Consider the following 15,648-nt stretch of genomic DNA (forward strand, 5'->3'; position numbering starts at 1 on the left):
AGCGTGATGCGCCGCGATCTGATTTTCATTCATAGTGCCGGGCCGCAAGGCGGTGACAATGGCAGTAGCAGACTGATTGAACGCCTGACATCCCGGCTAGGGACCAAATTTGATCTGATTGCCCCCGATATGCCCGATCCGGAACTTCCCGGCATTGACGCCTGGCTTTCGGGGGTTGATCAGGTGGTTTCAAAGGGGAGCAAAGGTGCTGTTCTGGTCGGACATTCGTTGGGCGGGTCGGTGATCTTGCAATATCTGGCGCGGAACCCTGATATCTGGCGTGAAAACAAGAGCCTGTCGGCCGTTTTTATTGTGGCATCACCATTTTGGTGGCTAACAGACTGGGAAATAGACGAATTCACTTTGACAGAAGATGAAGTTCGTACTTTAGAAGACTGTAAATTAATACATTTCTGTCACAGCCGGGATGACCGCAGCGTCGGTTTTGAGCATTTTCAGGCCTATCTCGACCATCTGCCATCGGCGGATGCAATCATCCTTGAATCGGCTGGTCACTTGATGTTGGACGGTGATATTGACAGATTGATTAAGAAAATTCTTATATATTCCTAATCAGGAATGATTTTCCAGAATCAAACCGGCCAGATATAGCGATCCAAGGATCAGAACCCGTTTCGGCCGGGGGCAGGCGGTGAGCAAGGCGGACACCGCATCCTTGAAATCATCACAGGCATAGGCGGATTTGATCCCGCATGACATTGCCGCATCGCGCAGGGTTACGGGCAGATGTGCCTGATGTTCGCCGGGGATCGGAACACCGGCAAGGGCGGTAATCTGGTCCGCAAGCGGTTCAAGGAACGCCGTGGCATCGCGGTTATCAAGCATGCCCATCATGACGACCGTATCGCCATCTTCCTGCCGCGACAGCCAGTCGGAAATCACCCCGGCAGCAGCAATATTGTGGCCACCATCGAGAATAAGCTCACAGCCATCGGGCAGAAGATCAAAAAGCGGCCCTGAGGTCAGTTTTTGAAGCCGTGCAGGCCATCTGGCGTTTTTAAGGCCCGTGGCAAGGATATCGACATTCCGGCCATCACAGCCGGGAATTTTGGCCCGGCGGACGGTCGCGATGGCGGTGGCCGCATTCACAAACTGATGCCGCCCGGGAAGAGCCGGAAGCGGCAGATCAATGTGAGTGGTGCCAATGCGCATGGTAAAGCCGTCTGCGCGTTCCTCTGAAACTTCAAAGTCGCAAAATACCGGGGCATTGATCGCGTTGGCACGGGTGACAAGCGTGTTAAAGGCTTCAAGCATCTGCGGGGCAAGAATGCTGATCACGCCCGGTTTCATGATCCCGGCCTTTTCAAAGGCGATCTTGGCGATGGTGTCGCCAAGGAAGCCCTGATGATCAAGCGAGATCGGGGTGATCACGGTGGCCGCCGGTTTATCAATCACGTTCGATGCATCAACACGCCCGCCCAGCCCGGTTTCAAGGATGAGCACATCGGCCGGAACCCGCGCAAAGGCAAGAAAGGCTGCGGCCTGTGTGATTTCGAAAAATGTGATGGATTCGCCGTTATTGACCGTCTCGACTTCTTCAAGCAGGTCGCAAAGGGCGTCTTCCGAAATCATTTCACCGGCAAGGGTGATGCGTTCATGAAACCGCACAAGATGCGGGGATGTCGAACAATGTACCCGTAGTCCGGCGGCCTCATAGATGGCGCGCAGATATGCCTGGGTGGAGCCCTTGCCGTTGGTGCCCGCCAGATGGATTACCGGCGGCAACGAAAGATGCGGATTACCCAGCTTTTCAAGAAGCCGGGTAATCCGCCCTAGCGAAAGATCAATGACTTTCGGGTGCAGCTTGCCAAGGCGAGCAAGAATTGCGTCGCTTCGGGCCAAGTTACTTATCCGCACTCGGGGTCTTGGATTTGGAAGCCTTGCCTTTGGCATCCTTGATCGGAACGATACTTGCACCCGGTTTGGTGCGGCGGATCATGTCGATCAGACGGCCAAAGGTCGCGTTGAGTTCATTACGCGGGACAACCATATCAACCATGCCGTGTTCCAGAAGATATTCGGCAGTCTGGAAATCATCGGGCAGCTTTTCGCGGATGGTGCTTTCGATCACGCGGCGACCGGCAAAGCCGATCTGTGCGCCCGGTTCGGCAATCTGGATATCGCCCAGCATCGCAAAGGATGCCGAAACGCCACCGGTGGTCGGATCGGTCAGGAGCACGAAATAGGGCAGGCCCTTTTCCTTGACCTTTTCGATCGCGGCCGTGGTACGCGCCATCTGCATCAGGCTGAGAATGCCTTCCTGCATACGGGCACCGCCCGATGCCGGAACGATGATCAGTGCCGCATCCTGAACCGTTGCCAGTTCGGCCGCGGCAACAATGCCTTCGCCAACCGCGATGCCCATCGACCCGCCCATGAAGGAGAAGTCGAAAACGGCAATGACGGTCGGATGACCACCGACCTCGCCATGGGCCACCGCCAGCGCATCCTTGTAGGTTGCTTTGGCCTGTGCGGCTTTGAGGCGTTCGGTGTATTTTTTCTGATCGCGGAATTTCAGCGGATCGACCGGAACATTCGGCAGTTCGATGGTCTGGTATTTGCCACCATCAAACAGGAGCTCAAGACGGTCCTTGGCGGAAATCCGCATGTGATGTCCGCAATGCTGGCAAACATGATTGTTCTTTGCCAGATCACGGTGAAAGATCATCTGTTCGCACGATTTGCATTTGTGCCAAAGGTTCTCTGGCACATCTGGACGACGAACGAGTTTCTGAATCTTTGGACGGACGAATTCAGTCAGCCACGACATATCGGATACTGATCCTTGGTTCTGTCTATATCGGTTCTTTTACAAACGCCGCGCTCATTTGCGCGCGTTTCTGACCCCGTTTGCAAGCTCGCGCACAAGGCCAGTAACCATAGAGGCGGTCTTATCGGTGGCCTTGCCGTTTTCGTCAAGACTTTCGGCAATTTTTGATACGATTGCCGATCCGACCACGGCGGCATCGGCCTGTTTGGCAACATCGGCGGCCTGCTCTGCCGTCTTGATGCCAAAGCCGACCGCAATCGGAAGATCGGTATGACGGCGCAGACGTGCCATCGCTTCGATAATCTGATCATTGCTGGCCGATCCGGCACCGGTGACGCCGGCAACCGAGACATAGTAAACAAAGCCCGACGTATTCTGAACAAGTTTCGGAAGACGCTTGTCATCAGAGGTCGGGGTGGTCAGGCGAATGAACGAAAGTCCCTTTTCGACGGTCGGGACACAGAGTTCGGCATCTTCTTCGGGCGGCAGATCAACAACGATCAGGCCATCAACACCGGCATTGCGTGCATCTTCAAGGAATTCGGCAACCCCATAGATATAGATCGGGTTGTAATAGCCCATCAGAATGATCGGCGTTTCATGATCCTGATCACGGAAACCGCGAACCAAAGACAGGGTCTTGCGCATATGCATGCCTGCGGCCAGCGCACGGTTTGATGCTTCCTGGATGGCGGGGCCATCGGCCATCGGATCGGTAAAGGGCATGCCCAGTTCGATGATGTCCGCACCTGCTTCGGGCAGGGCTTTGAGGATTTCAAACGATGCTTCCGGGTCCGGATCACCTGCGGTGATAAAGGTCACAAGACCTGCGCGGCCTTCTTCCTTGAGCTTGGCAAAACGGTTGGCGATGCGGTCCTTGCCGCCGATGATAGCGTCGCTCACAATTTAACTCCCAGTGCTTCGGCCACGGTAAAGATGTCCTTGTCACCCCGGCCACTCAGACACATGAGGATGATTTTGTCCTTGCCCATTTTCGGTGCTTCTTTCATCACCTGCGCGATGGCATGGCTGCATTCCAGTGCCGGAATGATGCCTTCAAGTTCCGAACACAGTTTGAAGGCCGCAAGGGCTTCCTTGTCGCCAATCGGCTCGTAACGGGCACGCCCGATATCCTTGAGCCAGCTGTGTTCCGGGCCGATGCCCGGATAATCAAGACCGGCCGAAATCGAGTCGGCTTCCTTGATCTGGCCATCGTCATCCATCAGAAGATAGGTGCGGTTGCCATGCAGAACGCCCGGCTTGCCGGCCGACAGGCTGGCGGCATGTTTGCCGGTATGAATGCCGTGACCGGCGGCTTCGACGCCAACCACTTCGACATCCTTGTCATCAAGGAACGGGTGGAACAGGCCAATGGCGTTTGATCCGCCACCAACGGCTGCAATGACCTGATCGGGCAGGCGGCCTTCGGCTTCAAGGATCTGTTCCTTGGCTTCGTTGCCAATCACCGACTGGAAATCACGTACCAGCTCCGGATAGGGATGCGGACCGGCCGCTGTTCCGATGATGTAGAAGGTATCTTCGACATTGGTCACCCAGTCGCGAAGGGCTTCGTTCATCGCGTCTTTCAGCGAACAGGAACCCGAGACAACCGGTTTGACTTCAGCACCGAGCAAACGCATGCGGAAGACGTTGGGCGACTGGCGTTCGATATCCTTGGAACCCATGTAAACCGTGCAGGGCAGGCCAAAGCGTGCGCAAACGGTCGCGGTGGCAACACCATGCTGACCGGCGCCGGTTTCGGCGATGATGCGGGTTTTGCCCATGCGCTTGGCCAAAAGGATCTGGCCGATGCAGTTATTGATCTTGTGCGCGCCGGTATGGTTGAGGTCCTCGCGCTTGAAATAGATCTTTGCACCGCCGAGTTCGTCGGTCAGGCGTTCGGCGAAATAAAGCGGGTTCGCACGGCCAACATAATGACGGAGATAGTAATCCATCTCCTTTTTGAAGGCAGGGTCGCTTTTGGCGTCTTTGTAAGCCTGTTCGAGCTCAAGGATCAGCGGCATCAGGGTTTCGGCGACAAAACGGCCGCCAAAATTGCCAAAATGTCCGTCCGGATCCGGCAGAGCGCGGTAGCTGTTGAGCGTAGGCGATGAAGACGTCATGGAAGTTCCCCGTGGAATTGGCCGTGAAAGCATTCACAGCAGCAAAGGCAGACGACAGATGATTAATCCGCAGAGCTTGCGTCAGATAGGGGCGCAAAGGCCCCCGCGCAATGCTTGTACTCGTAAACGAGTGCGGCAGATCAATGTGCTGCGTGATCAGCCTGGGATTTGTCGAAGATATATTTTTTTGAGCAGTACGGGCAGACCACCTCGCCCTTGTCCTCGAGATTGAGGTAAACCGTCGGGTGGCCGAGGTGACCTTTACCGCCGTCGCAGGCAACATTCAGGGTGCCGACTTTGATTTCTTCGGTGATCTTCATATATCCAGTTCCAAGTTTGCCTGTTTCAGGCTTGTGTGACCATCGGGATTGGCCGCGTGCTGTGCTTTGCATTGACCCCGGTTTCCCGGGAATGATACCGATTGGGCATATTCAATCAATACTTCCGCATACGCTTGGCGCCCCATCGTCTTAGCGCAAACAGACGACGCGGAAAAGAGTGGAGATCACTGACTTATGACAGCAATGCCCGACTATGCCATCGAAGTCGAAGGCTTGACCAAGATCTACAAGGGGTCAAATGGTAAAAAACTGGCCCTTGATAATGTTTCGCTGAAAATTCCCCGTGGCTCGTTTTTCGCCCTTCTGGGGCCGAACGGGGCCGGAAAATCTACCTTTATCAACATTCTGGCCGGTCTTGTCACCAAGACCAGCGGGACGGCAAAAATCTGGGGCTATGATATCGAAGCCCAGATGCGTGCCGCACGCTGTGCCATCGGGATCGTGCCCCAGGAACTGAACCTTGATGCATTTTTCACCCCGCGTCAGGTGATGGAATTGCAGGCAGGTCTTTATGGCGTGCCCAAACCGGAACGCCGCACGGACGAGATTCTGGCCGCTCTTGGCCTGTCTGACAAGGCGGACTCGCACGCAAGATCGCTTTCGGGCGGGATGCGTCGCCGCCTTCTGGTCGGCAAGGCAATGGTTCATACCCCGCCGGTTCTGGTTCTTGATGAACCGACCGCCGGTGTTGATATCGAACTGCGCCAGCAGCTTTGGGCCTATGTCAAAAAGCTTAACGAAGCCGGTGTGACGATCATTCTGACCACCCATTACCTTGAAGAAGCCGAAGAACTTTGTGATGAAATCGCGATCATCAACAAGGGCAATGTCATTGCCCATGAAGACAAGCGCACCCTGCTGCGCCGGATTGATCACAAGACGCTGGTTCTGACGGTGAATAACGAGCTTAATGCCGTGCCCGATGTCTTTGCCCCGTGGGGGGGAGAACTAAAGTCGGAAAACCAGATCGCCCTTCACTATCGCCCGAGCAACACCCAGATGGCCGAAATCCTTCAGGCCGTTCAGGGCAGCGGTCTTGCGATCAAGGATCTGTCAACCGAGGAAGGCGATCTTGAAGACATCTTCCTGATGCTGACCCGCGATAATGACAAGCTCCGCGCCGGACAGGCTGCGTGATTAGCATCAGCCGCCTGTCCTTGCTGGCATGATTTTGACAAAACCCCGCAATTTCTTGCGGGGTTTTTCATTTTGGCCTTAACTGTCGGAACAGATTTTTGAAATCGGCTTTTCCCGTTTGTTTTGTTGGTGTTCCCCTTGATGATCCGATCGCTTTGGCGCTTCTGTGCGGTCTGTCTTTTGATGACGGGATTGACGGCCTGTGCGCCGACCATCAAACCTGCGGGTCCGCCGGTTGCGACGACTGCGCTGGGGCCAGATGTTTTTCGCACCAGTGACGGTACCGGGCTTGCCCTGCAACATTGGGGTGATGTCGAACATCCCGATGCGGTGATCCTTGCCCTGCACGGGATGGGGGATTACGCCAATGCCTTTATGGAACTGGGCGATGTCATCGGCCCGGCGGGGATTGCGGTTTATGCCTTTGACCAGCGCGGTTTCGGGCGCAGTCCGTCGCGTCCGTTCTGGGCGGGGATCAGTACCATGGTCAATGATGCCAGCGATGCCCTGGGGCTTTTGCGGGCAAAATATCCGCAAACACCGATCTATCTTCTGGGGAATTCGATGGGCGGTGCGGTTGCCATTGTGACCGCGGCCAGTCGCGGGCATCTGATGGATGGTTTGATCCTTGTGGCGCCCGCAGTCTGGAACCGTGACATGATGCCATGGTATCAGACCGCCCCGCTTGCCATCATTTCGCACAGCCTGCCCTGGTTACCCCTGACCGGGAGGGGGCTTGATATCTGGCCGTCTGACAATATCGAGATGCTTCGCCGTTTGTCGCGCGATCCCCATATGATGTCTGCGGTTCGGGTTGATCTGATTGCCGGTATTGCCGACCTGATGGATCTGGCGCGCAGGCGGGCACGCGACATCAGGGTTCCGACCCTGTTGCTGTCAGGCAAGCAGGATCAGGTCATTCCGCCTGACGCGGTCGCGGCCCTTGATCGTGATTTATCCCAGACACAATTGGTGTCCTATCACCGTTGCCTGTATGATGCGGGATATCACATGTTGCTGCGTGATCTGAACGGGCCGGTGGTGATCGGGGATATCCGCCGCTGGGTTGCACGCACTTCCGCAGAAAATTATTCCTGCACGCAATCATGATTGCTTTTTGACCGTTGATCGGTGATCAGGTAGCATTTTTAATCGGTTGCGGGGCATTTCGCGGGTTGTCTAAACGCGTTGGAACCCCGATATGCCAGCAATAAACGGATTTTCGGAGGATCAGGACCGGCATGCTAAGGACCATTCGGGCAAAGTTCCTGGGTGTCGCGGCCTTTTTTGTCGTGTGGCTTTTTGTGGCGACCGGTTTCTCGGTGATCCAGTCCCTTGGCATTAATGGCGATCTTGAAGCGGTGTCGCGCTATGTCACACCGGTCAAGGATGCGCTTTCCGATGTTCGCGTCCGTCAGCTTGAACAGATTTCGCTTCTGGATCGCTATATGCGCGTGGTCGAAAATGACGGACCGCATGCGCCGCTTCTCAATGGTATCGAGATCGAGATTGCGGCCAAGCAAGCCCAGATCGAGCAGGCCTTCCGCAAGACCTTTACCTTTGCTGCCCTTGGCCGGGCGCAGGCATCAAGCCATTTTGAAAACGGGGTCTTGCTTGATCTTGATGTGCGGATGCGTGAGTTCGCCGATGTTTCCGCGCAGTTTTCACTGGGTATGGAACGGTTGCTCAGCCGGGTGGGGGATGGCGACCTTATGGATGCCCAGCGGCAGGAAAATATCGTCCGTGGCCTTCATCGCAATATCGTCCTTGATCTGCGCAACGAGATCTTGCGCCTTGAAAAATATGCCGCTGATACGGTCGAAAGTGTTTCGCGCAGCGAGGATTTCCTGATTCAGGCCGAATTCATCATGATGCTGGGCGCGGTGATTATCGGTGTGTCGCTGGCCTATTATATGGCTCATGCGGTGGTGGTGGCGGTCCGCAAAACCACCAATGCGCTTAACGATATTCAGTCGGGCAAGCTCGACACCAGCCTTGATTTCAAGGGCAAGGGGGATTTCGCCCGTCTTGCCGATGCCTTTAACCGCATGTCGCGCGAATTGCGGGTGCGGTTCCGGATGCGCGAACGGTTTGGCAAATATGTTGATCCCAAGGTGATCAACAATCTGATCAATCAGGAAACCGCGCTTGAAAACTCCGAAAAGCGTGTAATGACCGTCAGTGTTGTCAATCTGACCGGGTTTGACTGGCTGGCCGAACATACGCCGCCAGAAAAACTGGTCGATTTCCTGAATGACTATCTGACCGCAATGACCGAACCGATTTCAAACCATAGCGGCATCATCGACAATTTTGTCGGTGACCGGGTGATCGGTTTTTGGGGCCCGCCGTTTTGCGGGGAGAATGCCCATGCCCGTCATGCCTGTCAGGCCGCCCTTGAACAGGTTGCGCGCTTTAACGCGCTCAAGACCAAATATGCCGATCTGATTGGTGATCATGGTCTTGATATCCGGATCGGGATTGCGACCGGCGAGGTGGTTGTGGGATCGATCGGTACGGATAAATCACGGGCCTATACGGTGGTTGGCGATTGTGTGAACTATGCCAACCGTCTGGAAAAGGCCAACCGGGTTTATGGCACACGCATTCTGGCATCCCATGAAACCGCCAATATGGCCGCGGGCGAGATTGAAATGCGCGATCTTGATCACGTGGTGCTTCTGGGCACGGAACATGTGGTTTACCTCTACGAGGTTCTTGCCCCTGGCGGTCAGCTTTCCGACGAACGGCGCGACTGGCGGTCCAAATATGAAACCGCGATGACCCATTACCGCGAAGGGGCGTTTGACCAGGCCAAACCGCTTTACGAGGCGGTTCTGGAATTTGATGACAGCGACTTTGCCGCCCAGCTGATGATGAACCGGATGGAACGCCTGCAACGCCGCGAACAGGACCGTGAATGGAACGGTACCTGGATCGTGCGCGACCCCTATGACCGGCGTGATGTTGAAAGCTGATTGCGCTGTTCTGGCGGCAAGGTTACCTTAACCCGATACGGTGATACTGACTTGATCGGACAGGGTTCAAAAACCCTTGCCCGTTCGGGCCAAAACCTGTATCACCCATCGCACTCGGGCCACTTGATCCAGTCGTGGCCCCTTATATTGCGCACCCGTAGCTCAGCTGGATAGAGCGTTGCCCTCCGAAGGCAAAGGCCACAGGTTCGAATCCTGTCGGGTGCGCCAACTTCCTGACAAATACCCCCACAATTCAAAATGTTGCTTTATCGAGCGGTTTCCATCAAACAGGAATCACCGCGATGAATTACCCTGTGCCGGGTTTGCTCACGCGGGGAGTTTTGCTGTTTGGGGGCGCAGTCATGAAGAAACTTTTCTTCCTTCTTACCATTCATCCGGTTTCACTGGCGGTCTGGACGCTTGTTGTCATGGCGATGGTTGTCATAACCGGCTGGGCGCATTTCGCAACTCTGTCCGCTGCGTTTGAAGCGGGCATTTTTAATGCGGATGTGACGTTGGAAGAAGACGTTGCCGTCATTCTGGTCGCGTTCGGGGTATTCCTTGAAATGCGCGAAATGCTGGCAAAACGGGCCTTTGGTTCAGAGATTGCCGAGAAGCAGCATGACCTCAACGAGCTTTCTGAGCGCTACGGGGCATATCTGCTGATTATCGGCCTGATCATGGAAATTAATGATCAATGCTTCGAGCCACTTCTGGAGGGCACCTTCCTAGCCGGGATTGGTGTAACCAGTATGGCGTTCTTTGACGGACTGGCATTGATTCTCGGTGTTGGGTTTCTTGGCAAACTTCTTGTGCCGGGGCGTTCTGCAGAGGCCTGAGGTGCCGGGGTCGATTTCACTCTAGCCATCAGATTTGGAACTGCGAAAACCAATATCACCCAAACCGCTCGGGCCACTTGATCCAGTCGTGGCGCCCTATATTGCGCACCCGTAGCTCAGCTGGATAGAGCGTTGCCTTCCGAAGGTAAAGGCCACGGGTTTGAATCCTATCGGGTGCGCCAATTTTCTCCCGAAATTCAAACTGTAATCCAAGCGATGAGCTTGCCTTTTGGTTGTCTTGATCGAAAGGGAAAAATGCTATTGTTTTGTTCAATTGTGAAAGAGGCGAGTTGAAAATGTGTGAGACCTTTTTGAGGTGATCAGAGTGTATGGCTGTTTTGCTATCTGGATGTTTCTTTAGAATCCAAAATTCTAATAAACATTTGTTTTCACTAAAAAATATATAAATAAGAATTTGTTAATGGACAAATTAACTTTAATGATGATTAAATAGAAAATGTTTTCATTTTGGACTACTTTTGAGTGCAGTGTATCGCGAAAATAAATTCGGGACGGCAGTGTCACAACTTGGCAGAAAATGGAGAGCGTTTTTGCTCGGCCCATCGTGAGAAAGTTGATTGGACGCGGACGTTAAGAACAGCAGTAGGCGGGATAATAGGGCATCTAATTGTCCCTGGTTTTGGTGGGGTCTTGGTTGGTGCTTTGGTCTGTAATTTGGCAGACCGTAACCTTGCGAGGAACAAAGTTATGACCAAGCGTGTTTTTGTGAGTTTTGATTTCGACAACGATAAGTTTCTTAAGGACAGTGTGGTTGGTCAATCGAAACTCCCCGATAGTCCTTTTAGTATTTCCGATTGGTCGCTTAAGGAAGAGCAAGAGGAGGACACTTGGAAGAAGAAGGCGCGGGCTCGCATAAAGCGTAGCGATATTGTTTTGGTAATGGTGGGAACGGAAACACATAAGGCTCCCGGGGTTCTTTCTGAAGTTGATATGGCCCGAGAAGAAGATATAAAAATTGTGCAAATTAAGGGTTATTCAGATAAGAAATGTCCGAGTGTAAGTAATGCAGGAAAAATGTATAATTGGACATGGGATAACTTGAAGAAATTGTTAAGTTAATTTGGTGGTTATGAAGAAACACCTAGAGATATTTAAGCGTTCATTTGTAAAAGAAATCGAAAATGGTACTGCGGCTGTATTTGCAGGGGCAGGGTTGTCTTTGCCTGCTGGCTTCGTGAATTGGAAAGAGCTTTTGCGTCCGATTGCTGAAGGAATAAAGCTCAGTGTTGATCGAGAAGATGATTTAGTTACTTTGGCTCAGTTTCACTTGAATGAAAATAAAAATAACCGATATGAACTTACACAAACAGTTATCGAAGAATTTAGCAAGCAGGCAAAGATAACTGAGAACCATGAAATTTTGGCAAGATTACCTATTGGGACTTTTTGGACTACCAACTATGATAAGCTAATTGAAACCGCACTAGAGCAATCCACTCGACTACCTGATGTAAAATTCACTGTAGAACATTTGGCTCAGACAAGGCCGAATCGTAATGCAGTAGTTTATAAGATGCACGGTGATATTTCTTTACCTCATCAAGTAATACTTACTAGAAATGATTACGAATCTTACCACATTAATTTTCAGCCTTTTATTACGGCGTTAAGCGGTGATTTAGTAGATAAAACATTTATTTTTATTGGGTTTAGTTTTAGTGATCCGAATCTTGAGTATGTATTGAGCCGAATACGTACGACATTTGCAAACAACCAACGAAAACACTACTGTTTTTTAAAGTCAGTCGACAAGTTACGTGGTGAAAGTGATGAAGACTTTGAATACCGTAAACGTCGACACGATTTGATCGTTGCGGATTTACTAAATTACAATATCCATGCCTTGGAAATTGATGATTATTCGGACGTTACCGAAGTTTTATCAGAGGTAGAAAAATCCTATCGACGACGTACGGTCTTTATTTCTGGTTCAGCGAGTGAATACGGTGTTTGGGAGACCAGTCGAGCAGAACAATTTCTTTGTGATATTGGGAGAAAACTAGTTGAGTCCGGCTTTAAGGTGGTAACTGGCATGGGGCTCGGTGTTGGTAATTTTGTAGTTGCCGGTGCATTAGATCAAATTTACATGAAACAGAATGCTGTGCTGCATGACCAGATTGTTATGCGCCCTTTTCCGCAAGGTGAAGATGTCGCCCAGCTGTGGGAAGCGTACCGTCAGGACATGACAAGTTACGCAGGTATTTCAATTTTTGTTTTTGGCAATAAATGTGAAAACGGCACAGTGGTTGAGGCTGTTGGTGTTGAGAGAGAGTTTCAAATTGCTCGGGAAAAGGCTCATACAATTATTCCTGTAGGGGCGACAGGTTATGTTGCTGAAAAACTCTGGAATCGTGTAAAGGAAAATTTCGAGGATTTCTTTCCCAACGCGACTGATGATCTCAAGAGTGAGTTCGAGATTTTAGGTGATAAATCGAAGGGCGATGATGCTTTACTCGCAAGTTTAGTGAGGATGCTGAAATCACTTGCGTGACAGTTTTGAGGCTAGGAGGAATGTAAAGTGCTGAGGAAGTGTTTCTACAGTTTCCATTATTTGCCGGACTCTACACGTGCAGCTCAGATTCGTAACATTGGCAGTATCGAAAGTAATAAATCTGCTTCTGACAATGACTGGGAAACAGTGAAGAAAGGCGGGAATGCTGCTATTGAACGTTGGATAAATGGGCAGTTATCGGGGCGAAGCTGTACCATAGTCCTAGTTGGTAGCGAAACTGCTAATCGAAAATGGATAAACTATGAAATCGTGAAGTCTTGGAACAAGGGAATGGGTGTAGTTGGGATACATATACACGGAATTAAGAGCTTAGACGGGGATACGTCACGAAAAGGTGCAAATCCATTCGACTTCATCCCTGTGGGAACTTCCGGGAAAAAATTATCCTCAATTGTGAAATGTTATAATCCTAGTGGCAATACTAGTAAGGAAAAATATGCATGGATTGCAGACAATCTTAGTGCTGCAGTTGAGGAAGCAATAAGGATTCGCAGTAAGCAATGATCTTATTGCTTTTGTGCATTTTGTATTAAAGATAGAACAAATGCTCGGATACGTTCACAACCTCTCTGGTCACAACGTGCTGTTTGCCATGGCGGCACCGGCGGAATATGGGGAACACCTTAAGTCGCGTTTTACGCCTTTGATGATCGGGGTTGGTCCGGTGGAGGCTGCGATCAATCTGACAGCGGCACTGACCGAGTTAAAGCTTTCCGATGATTTGCCTGATCTTGTTGTGACATTGGGTTCTGCCGGGTCGCGGACCTTGGAGCAGGCCGAGGTTTATCAGGCGATTTCCGTTTCCTATCGCGACATGGATGCGTCAGTTCTGGGCTTTGAAAAGGGCTGTACGCCGTTTGTCGATTTTCCGGCCGAGATCGCCATGGATTTGCGCATTCCGGGGATACCCGAAGCCCGTTTATCGACCGGGGCCAATGTGGTGTCGGGTGCGGCCTATGACGTAATTGATGCCGATATGGTCGATATGGAAAGCTTTGCCATTCTGCGGGCCTGCCACAAATTTGATGTGCCGCTGATCGGGCTTCGTGGCATTTCAGATGGCAAGGAAGAGCTTAAGAAGCTTTCGGACTGGACGGCCTATCTGCATGTGATTGATGAAAAGCTTGCCGTTGCCGTTGATGCGCTGAAAGCTGGCCTTGAAAGCGGCGAGATCAGCATTTCCAAACGCTGATCCCGCCCAAAATCCTCAGAACTCGGTTACGCGACTCAACTGCCTGCCCGTATCTGATCAAGGGTCTTGATCGGGGTTAAGGCCTGTGGGTCGACCTGGACTTCGATGATTGCAGGTTTGCCACTGGCAACCGCGCGATCAAAGGCCGGGCCGAAATCCTCGGTCCGCGTGACGGTTTCGCCGTGCCCGCCAAAGGCAACTGCATAGGCCGCAAAATCGGGGTTATGAAGTTCGGTGCCCGACACGCGACCGGGATAGTTGCGTTCCTGATGCATGCGGATGGTGCCAAACATGCCGTTATTGACGACGATGGTGATGATATTTGCGCCATATTGAACGGCGGTGGCGAATTCCTGCCCATGCATCAAAAAGCATCCGTCACCGGCAAGGCAGACCACCGGGCGATCCGGATGGGCAAGCTTGGCCGACACCGATGCCGGAAGGCCATAGCCCATCGAGCCCGAAGTCGGGGCCAGTTCGGTGCGATATTCCCGGTAACGGAAGAAACGATGCAGGAAGGCGGCATAATTTCCTGCCCCGTTGGTGACAATGGCATTGTCGGGCAGTTTGTCGCGCAATTCCGCAATCACATGGGCCATTTTGACATCGCCCGGCGTATCAAGCGGGGTGGAAAAGGCGACATAGGCCGCATGGGCAGTTTCAATCATCTCGTCACGGGCAGAACCATCAACCGGCTCCATCATCGCAATGGCACGCAGGAAGGATCGCTGTGACGCGTTGATCGCGACATCCGGGCGATAGACCCGGCCCAGTTCATCTGGCCCGGCATAGACATGAACCAGCTTCTGTTTCGGGCAGGGGATATCAAGCAGGCTATAGCCGCTGCTGGTCATTTCCCCCATGCGCGAGCCGACCAAAATCACCAGATCACTGTCACGGATGAACTCGGCAAGCCTGGGATTGATCCCGATGCCGACATCGCCGACAAAGTGGCTGTGCGTGTTGGGGATATAGTCCTGACAGCGGAAGGATGTCGCGATGGCAACATTGTTTCGAAGTGCAAACGATTTAAGGTTTTCCGTCGCTTCGCGGGTCCAGCCGCCACCGCCAACGATCATGATCGGCTGTTTGGCCTTGGACAATGCATCGCGGAAACGAGCCACATCCTCGGGGGCTGTTTTCGCCTCGATCGGGACATAGGGTTTGGCATCTGCAACTTCGGTGCTGGATGACAGCATATCTTCGGGAAGGGCCAGCACCACCGGGCCGGGGCGACCCGATGTCGCGATGTGATAGGCGTGGCTGATATATTCCGGGATGCGGTTGATGTCATCAATCTGCCCGACCCATTTGGCGAGCGGTTCGAACATCTTGCGATAGTCGACTTCCTGAAATGCTTCGCGATCCACCATGTCGCGCCCGATCTGCCCGACCAGAAGGATCATCGGTGTGCTGTCCTGATGGGCGACATGCACGCCAGCCGATGCATTTGTGGCACCGGGGCCGCGCGTGACCATGCAGATACCGGGCTTTCCGGTCAGTTTGCCATAGGCTTCGGCCATGATGGCGGCACCGCCTTCCTGACGGCAAATGATCGGATCAATCGCGGGATGGTCAACCAGACCATCAAGGACGGCAAGATAGCTTTCACCTGGCACCAGAAAGACGCGTTCCGCGCCGTGCAGGGCCAATTGATCAACCAGAATACGACCGCCGTGGCGCATTTCTGTTTTCCCGGACATGTCTGAAGAAC

15 protein-coding genes and 2 tRNA genes are annotated in these 15,648 nt (G+C 52.6%); 11 read left to right on the forward strand and 6 right to left on the reverse strand.

Features of this window, described 5'->3' with window-relative positions; genetic code table 11:
* Positions 1-6: 6 nt before the first annotated feature.
* Entirely contained in the window at positions 7-573 is a 567-nt protein-coding gene (locus ACTU44_RS02535) for an alpha/beta fold hydrolase (protein WP_462096578.1), read from the forward strand.
* Here the strand turns inward: ACTU44_RS02535 and ACTU44_RS02540 are convergent, their stop codons facing one another.
* From ACTU44_RS02540 to ACTU44_RS02560, 5 genes are all read right to left on the reverse strand, one after another.
* A complete protein-coding gene (locus ACTU44_RS02540; RefSeq protein ID WP_462096579.1) occupies positions 574-1,863 on the reverse strand; it encodes a bifunctional folylpolyglutamate synthase/dihydrofolate synthase in 1,290 nt (429 codons plus the stop codon).
* Position 1,864: 1 nt separating this feature from the next.
* A complete protein-coding gene (gene accD, locus ACTU44_RS02545) occupies positions 1,865-2,791 on the reverse strand; it encodes an acetyl-CoA carboxylase, carboxyltransferase subunit beta (RefSeq protein ID WP_114096476.1) in 927 nt (308 codons plus the stop codon).
* Between the two features lie 54 nt (positions 2,792-2,845).
* Positions 2,846-3,694 carry a tryptophan synthase subunit alpha gene (gene trpA / locus ACTU44_RS02550; protein WP_336079818.1) on the reverse strand — a complete coding sequence of 283 codons (849 nt, stop codon included), beginning with the start codon at positions 3,692-3,694 and terminating at the stop codon, positions 2,846-2,848.
* Positions 3,691-4,914, reverse strand: a complete 1,224-nt coding sequence (gene trpB / locus ACTU44_RS02555; RefSeq protein WP_462096580.1) for a tryptophan synthase subunit beta — start codon at positions 4,912-4,914, stop codon at positions 3,691-3,693. The genes trpA and trpB overlap by 4 nt, the downstream gene beginning before the upstream one ends.
* Positions 4,915-5,054: 140 nt before the next feature.
* On the reverse strand, positions 5,055-5,234 hold the full coding sequence (locus ACTU44_RS02560) for a zinc-finger domain-containing protein (protein ID WP_101247009.1): 180 nt from the start codon (positions 5,232-5,234) through the stop codon (positions 5,055-5,057).
* Between the two features lie 195 nt (positions 5,235-5,429).
* Between ACTU44_RS02560 and ACTU44_RS02565 the strand changes: the two genes are divergently transcribed.
* The 10 genes from ACTU44_RS02565 to ACTU44_RS02610 all read left to right on the forward strand — a co-directional run bounded on the left by ACTU44_RS02565 (position 5,430) and on the right by ACTU44_RS02610 (position 13,934).
* Positions 5,430-6,392, forward strand: coding sequence for an ABC transporter ATP-binding protein (locus ACTU44_RS02565; RefSeq protein WP_462096581.1), 963 nt, complete (start codon positions 5,430-5,432; stop codon positions 6,390-6,392).
* A gap of 141 nt (positions 6,393-6,533) precedes the next feature.
* Entirely contained in the window at positions 6,534-7,502 is a 969-nt protein-coding gene (locus ACTU44_RS02570) for an alpha/beta hydrolase (protein ID WP_462096582.1), read from the forward strand.
* 131 nt (positions 7,503-7,633) lie between these two features.
* Entirely contained in the window at positions 7,634-9,370 is a 1,737-nt protein-coding gene (locus ACTU44_RS02575; protein ID WP_336079824.1) for an adenylate/guanylate cyclase domain-containing protein, read from the forward strand.
* 151 nt (positions 9,371-9,521) lie between these two features.
* Positions 9,522-9,598 (forward strand) — tRNA-Arg (locus ACTU44_RS02580).
* 134 nt (positions 9,599-9,732) lie between these two features.
* On the forward strand, positions 9,733-10,209 hold the full coding sequence (locus ACTU44_RS02585) for a hypothetical protein (protein ID WP_462096583.1): 477 nt from the start codon (positions 9,733-9,735) through the stop codon (positions 10,207-10,209).
* Between the two features lie 105 nt (positions 10,210-10,314).
* Positions 10,315-10,391, forward strand: a tRNA-Arg gene (locus ACTU44_RS02590).
* A gap of 526 nt (positions 10,392-10,917) precedes the next feature.
* A complete protein-coding gene (locus ACTU44_RS02595) occupies positions 10,918-11,289 on the forward strand; it encodes a TIR domain-containing protein (RefSeq protein WP_462096584.1) in 372 nt (123 codons plus the stop codon).
* 10 nt (positions 11,290-11,299) lie between these two features.
* Positions 11,300-12,721, forward strand: a complete 1,422-nt coding sequence (locus ACTU44_RS02600; protein WP_462097427.1) for an SIR2 family protein — start codon at positions 11,300-11,302, stop codon at positions 12,719-12,721.
* Positions 12,722-12,748: 27 nt separating this feature from the next.
* Positions 12,749-13,246, forward strand: coding sequence for a TIR domain-containing protein (locus tag ACTU44_RS02605; RefSeq protein WP_462096585.1), 498 nt, complete (start codon positions 12,749-12,751; stop codon positions 13,244-13,246).
* A 40-nt stretch (positions 13,247-13,286) separates the two neighbouring features.
* Positions 13,287-13,934 carry a 5'-methylthioadenosine/S-adenosylhomocysteine nucleosidase gene (locus ACTU44_RS02610; RefSeq protein ID WP_462096586.1) on the forward strand — a complete coding sequence of 216 codons (648 nt, stop codon included), beginning with the start codon at positions 13,287-13,289 and terminating at the stop codon, positions 13,932-13,934.
* 35 nt (positions 13,935-13,969) lie between these two features.
* Here the strand turns inward: ACTU44_RS02610 and ACTU44_RS02615 are convergent, their stop codons facing one another.
* Positions 13,970-15,637: a thiamine pyrophosphate-binding protein gene (locus ACTU44_RS02615; RefSeq protein WP_462096587.1), complete on the reverse strand. Its 1,668-nt coding sequence runs from the start codon at positions 15,635-15,637 to the stop codon at positions 13,970-13,972.
* Between the last annotated feature and the right edge of the window lie 11 nt (positions 15,638-15,648).

It is taken from the genome of Thalassospira sp. SM2505, assembly GCF_054901115.1.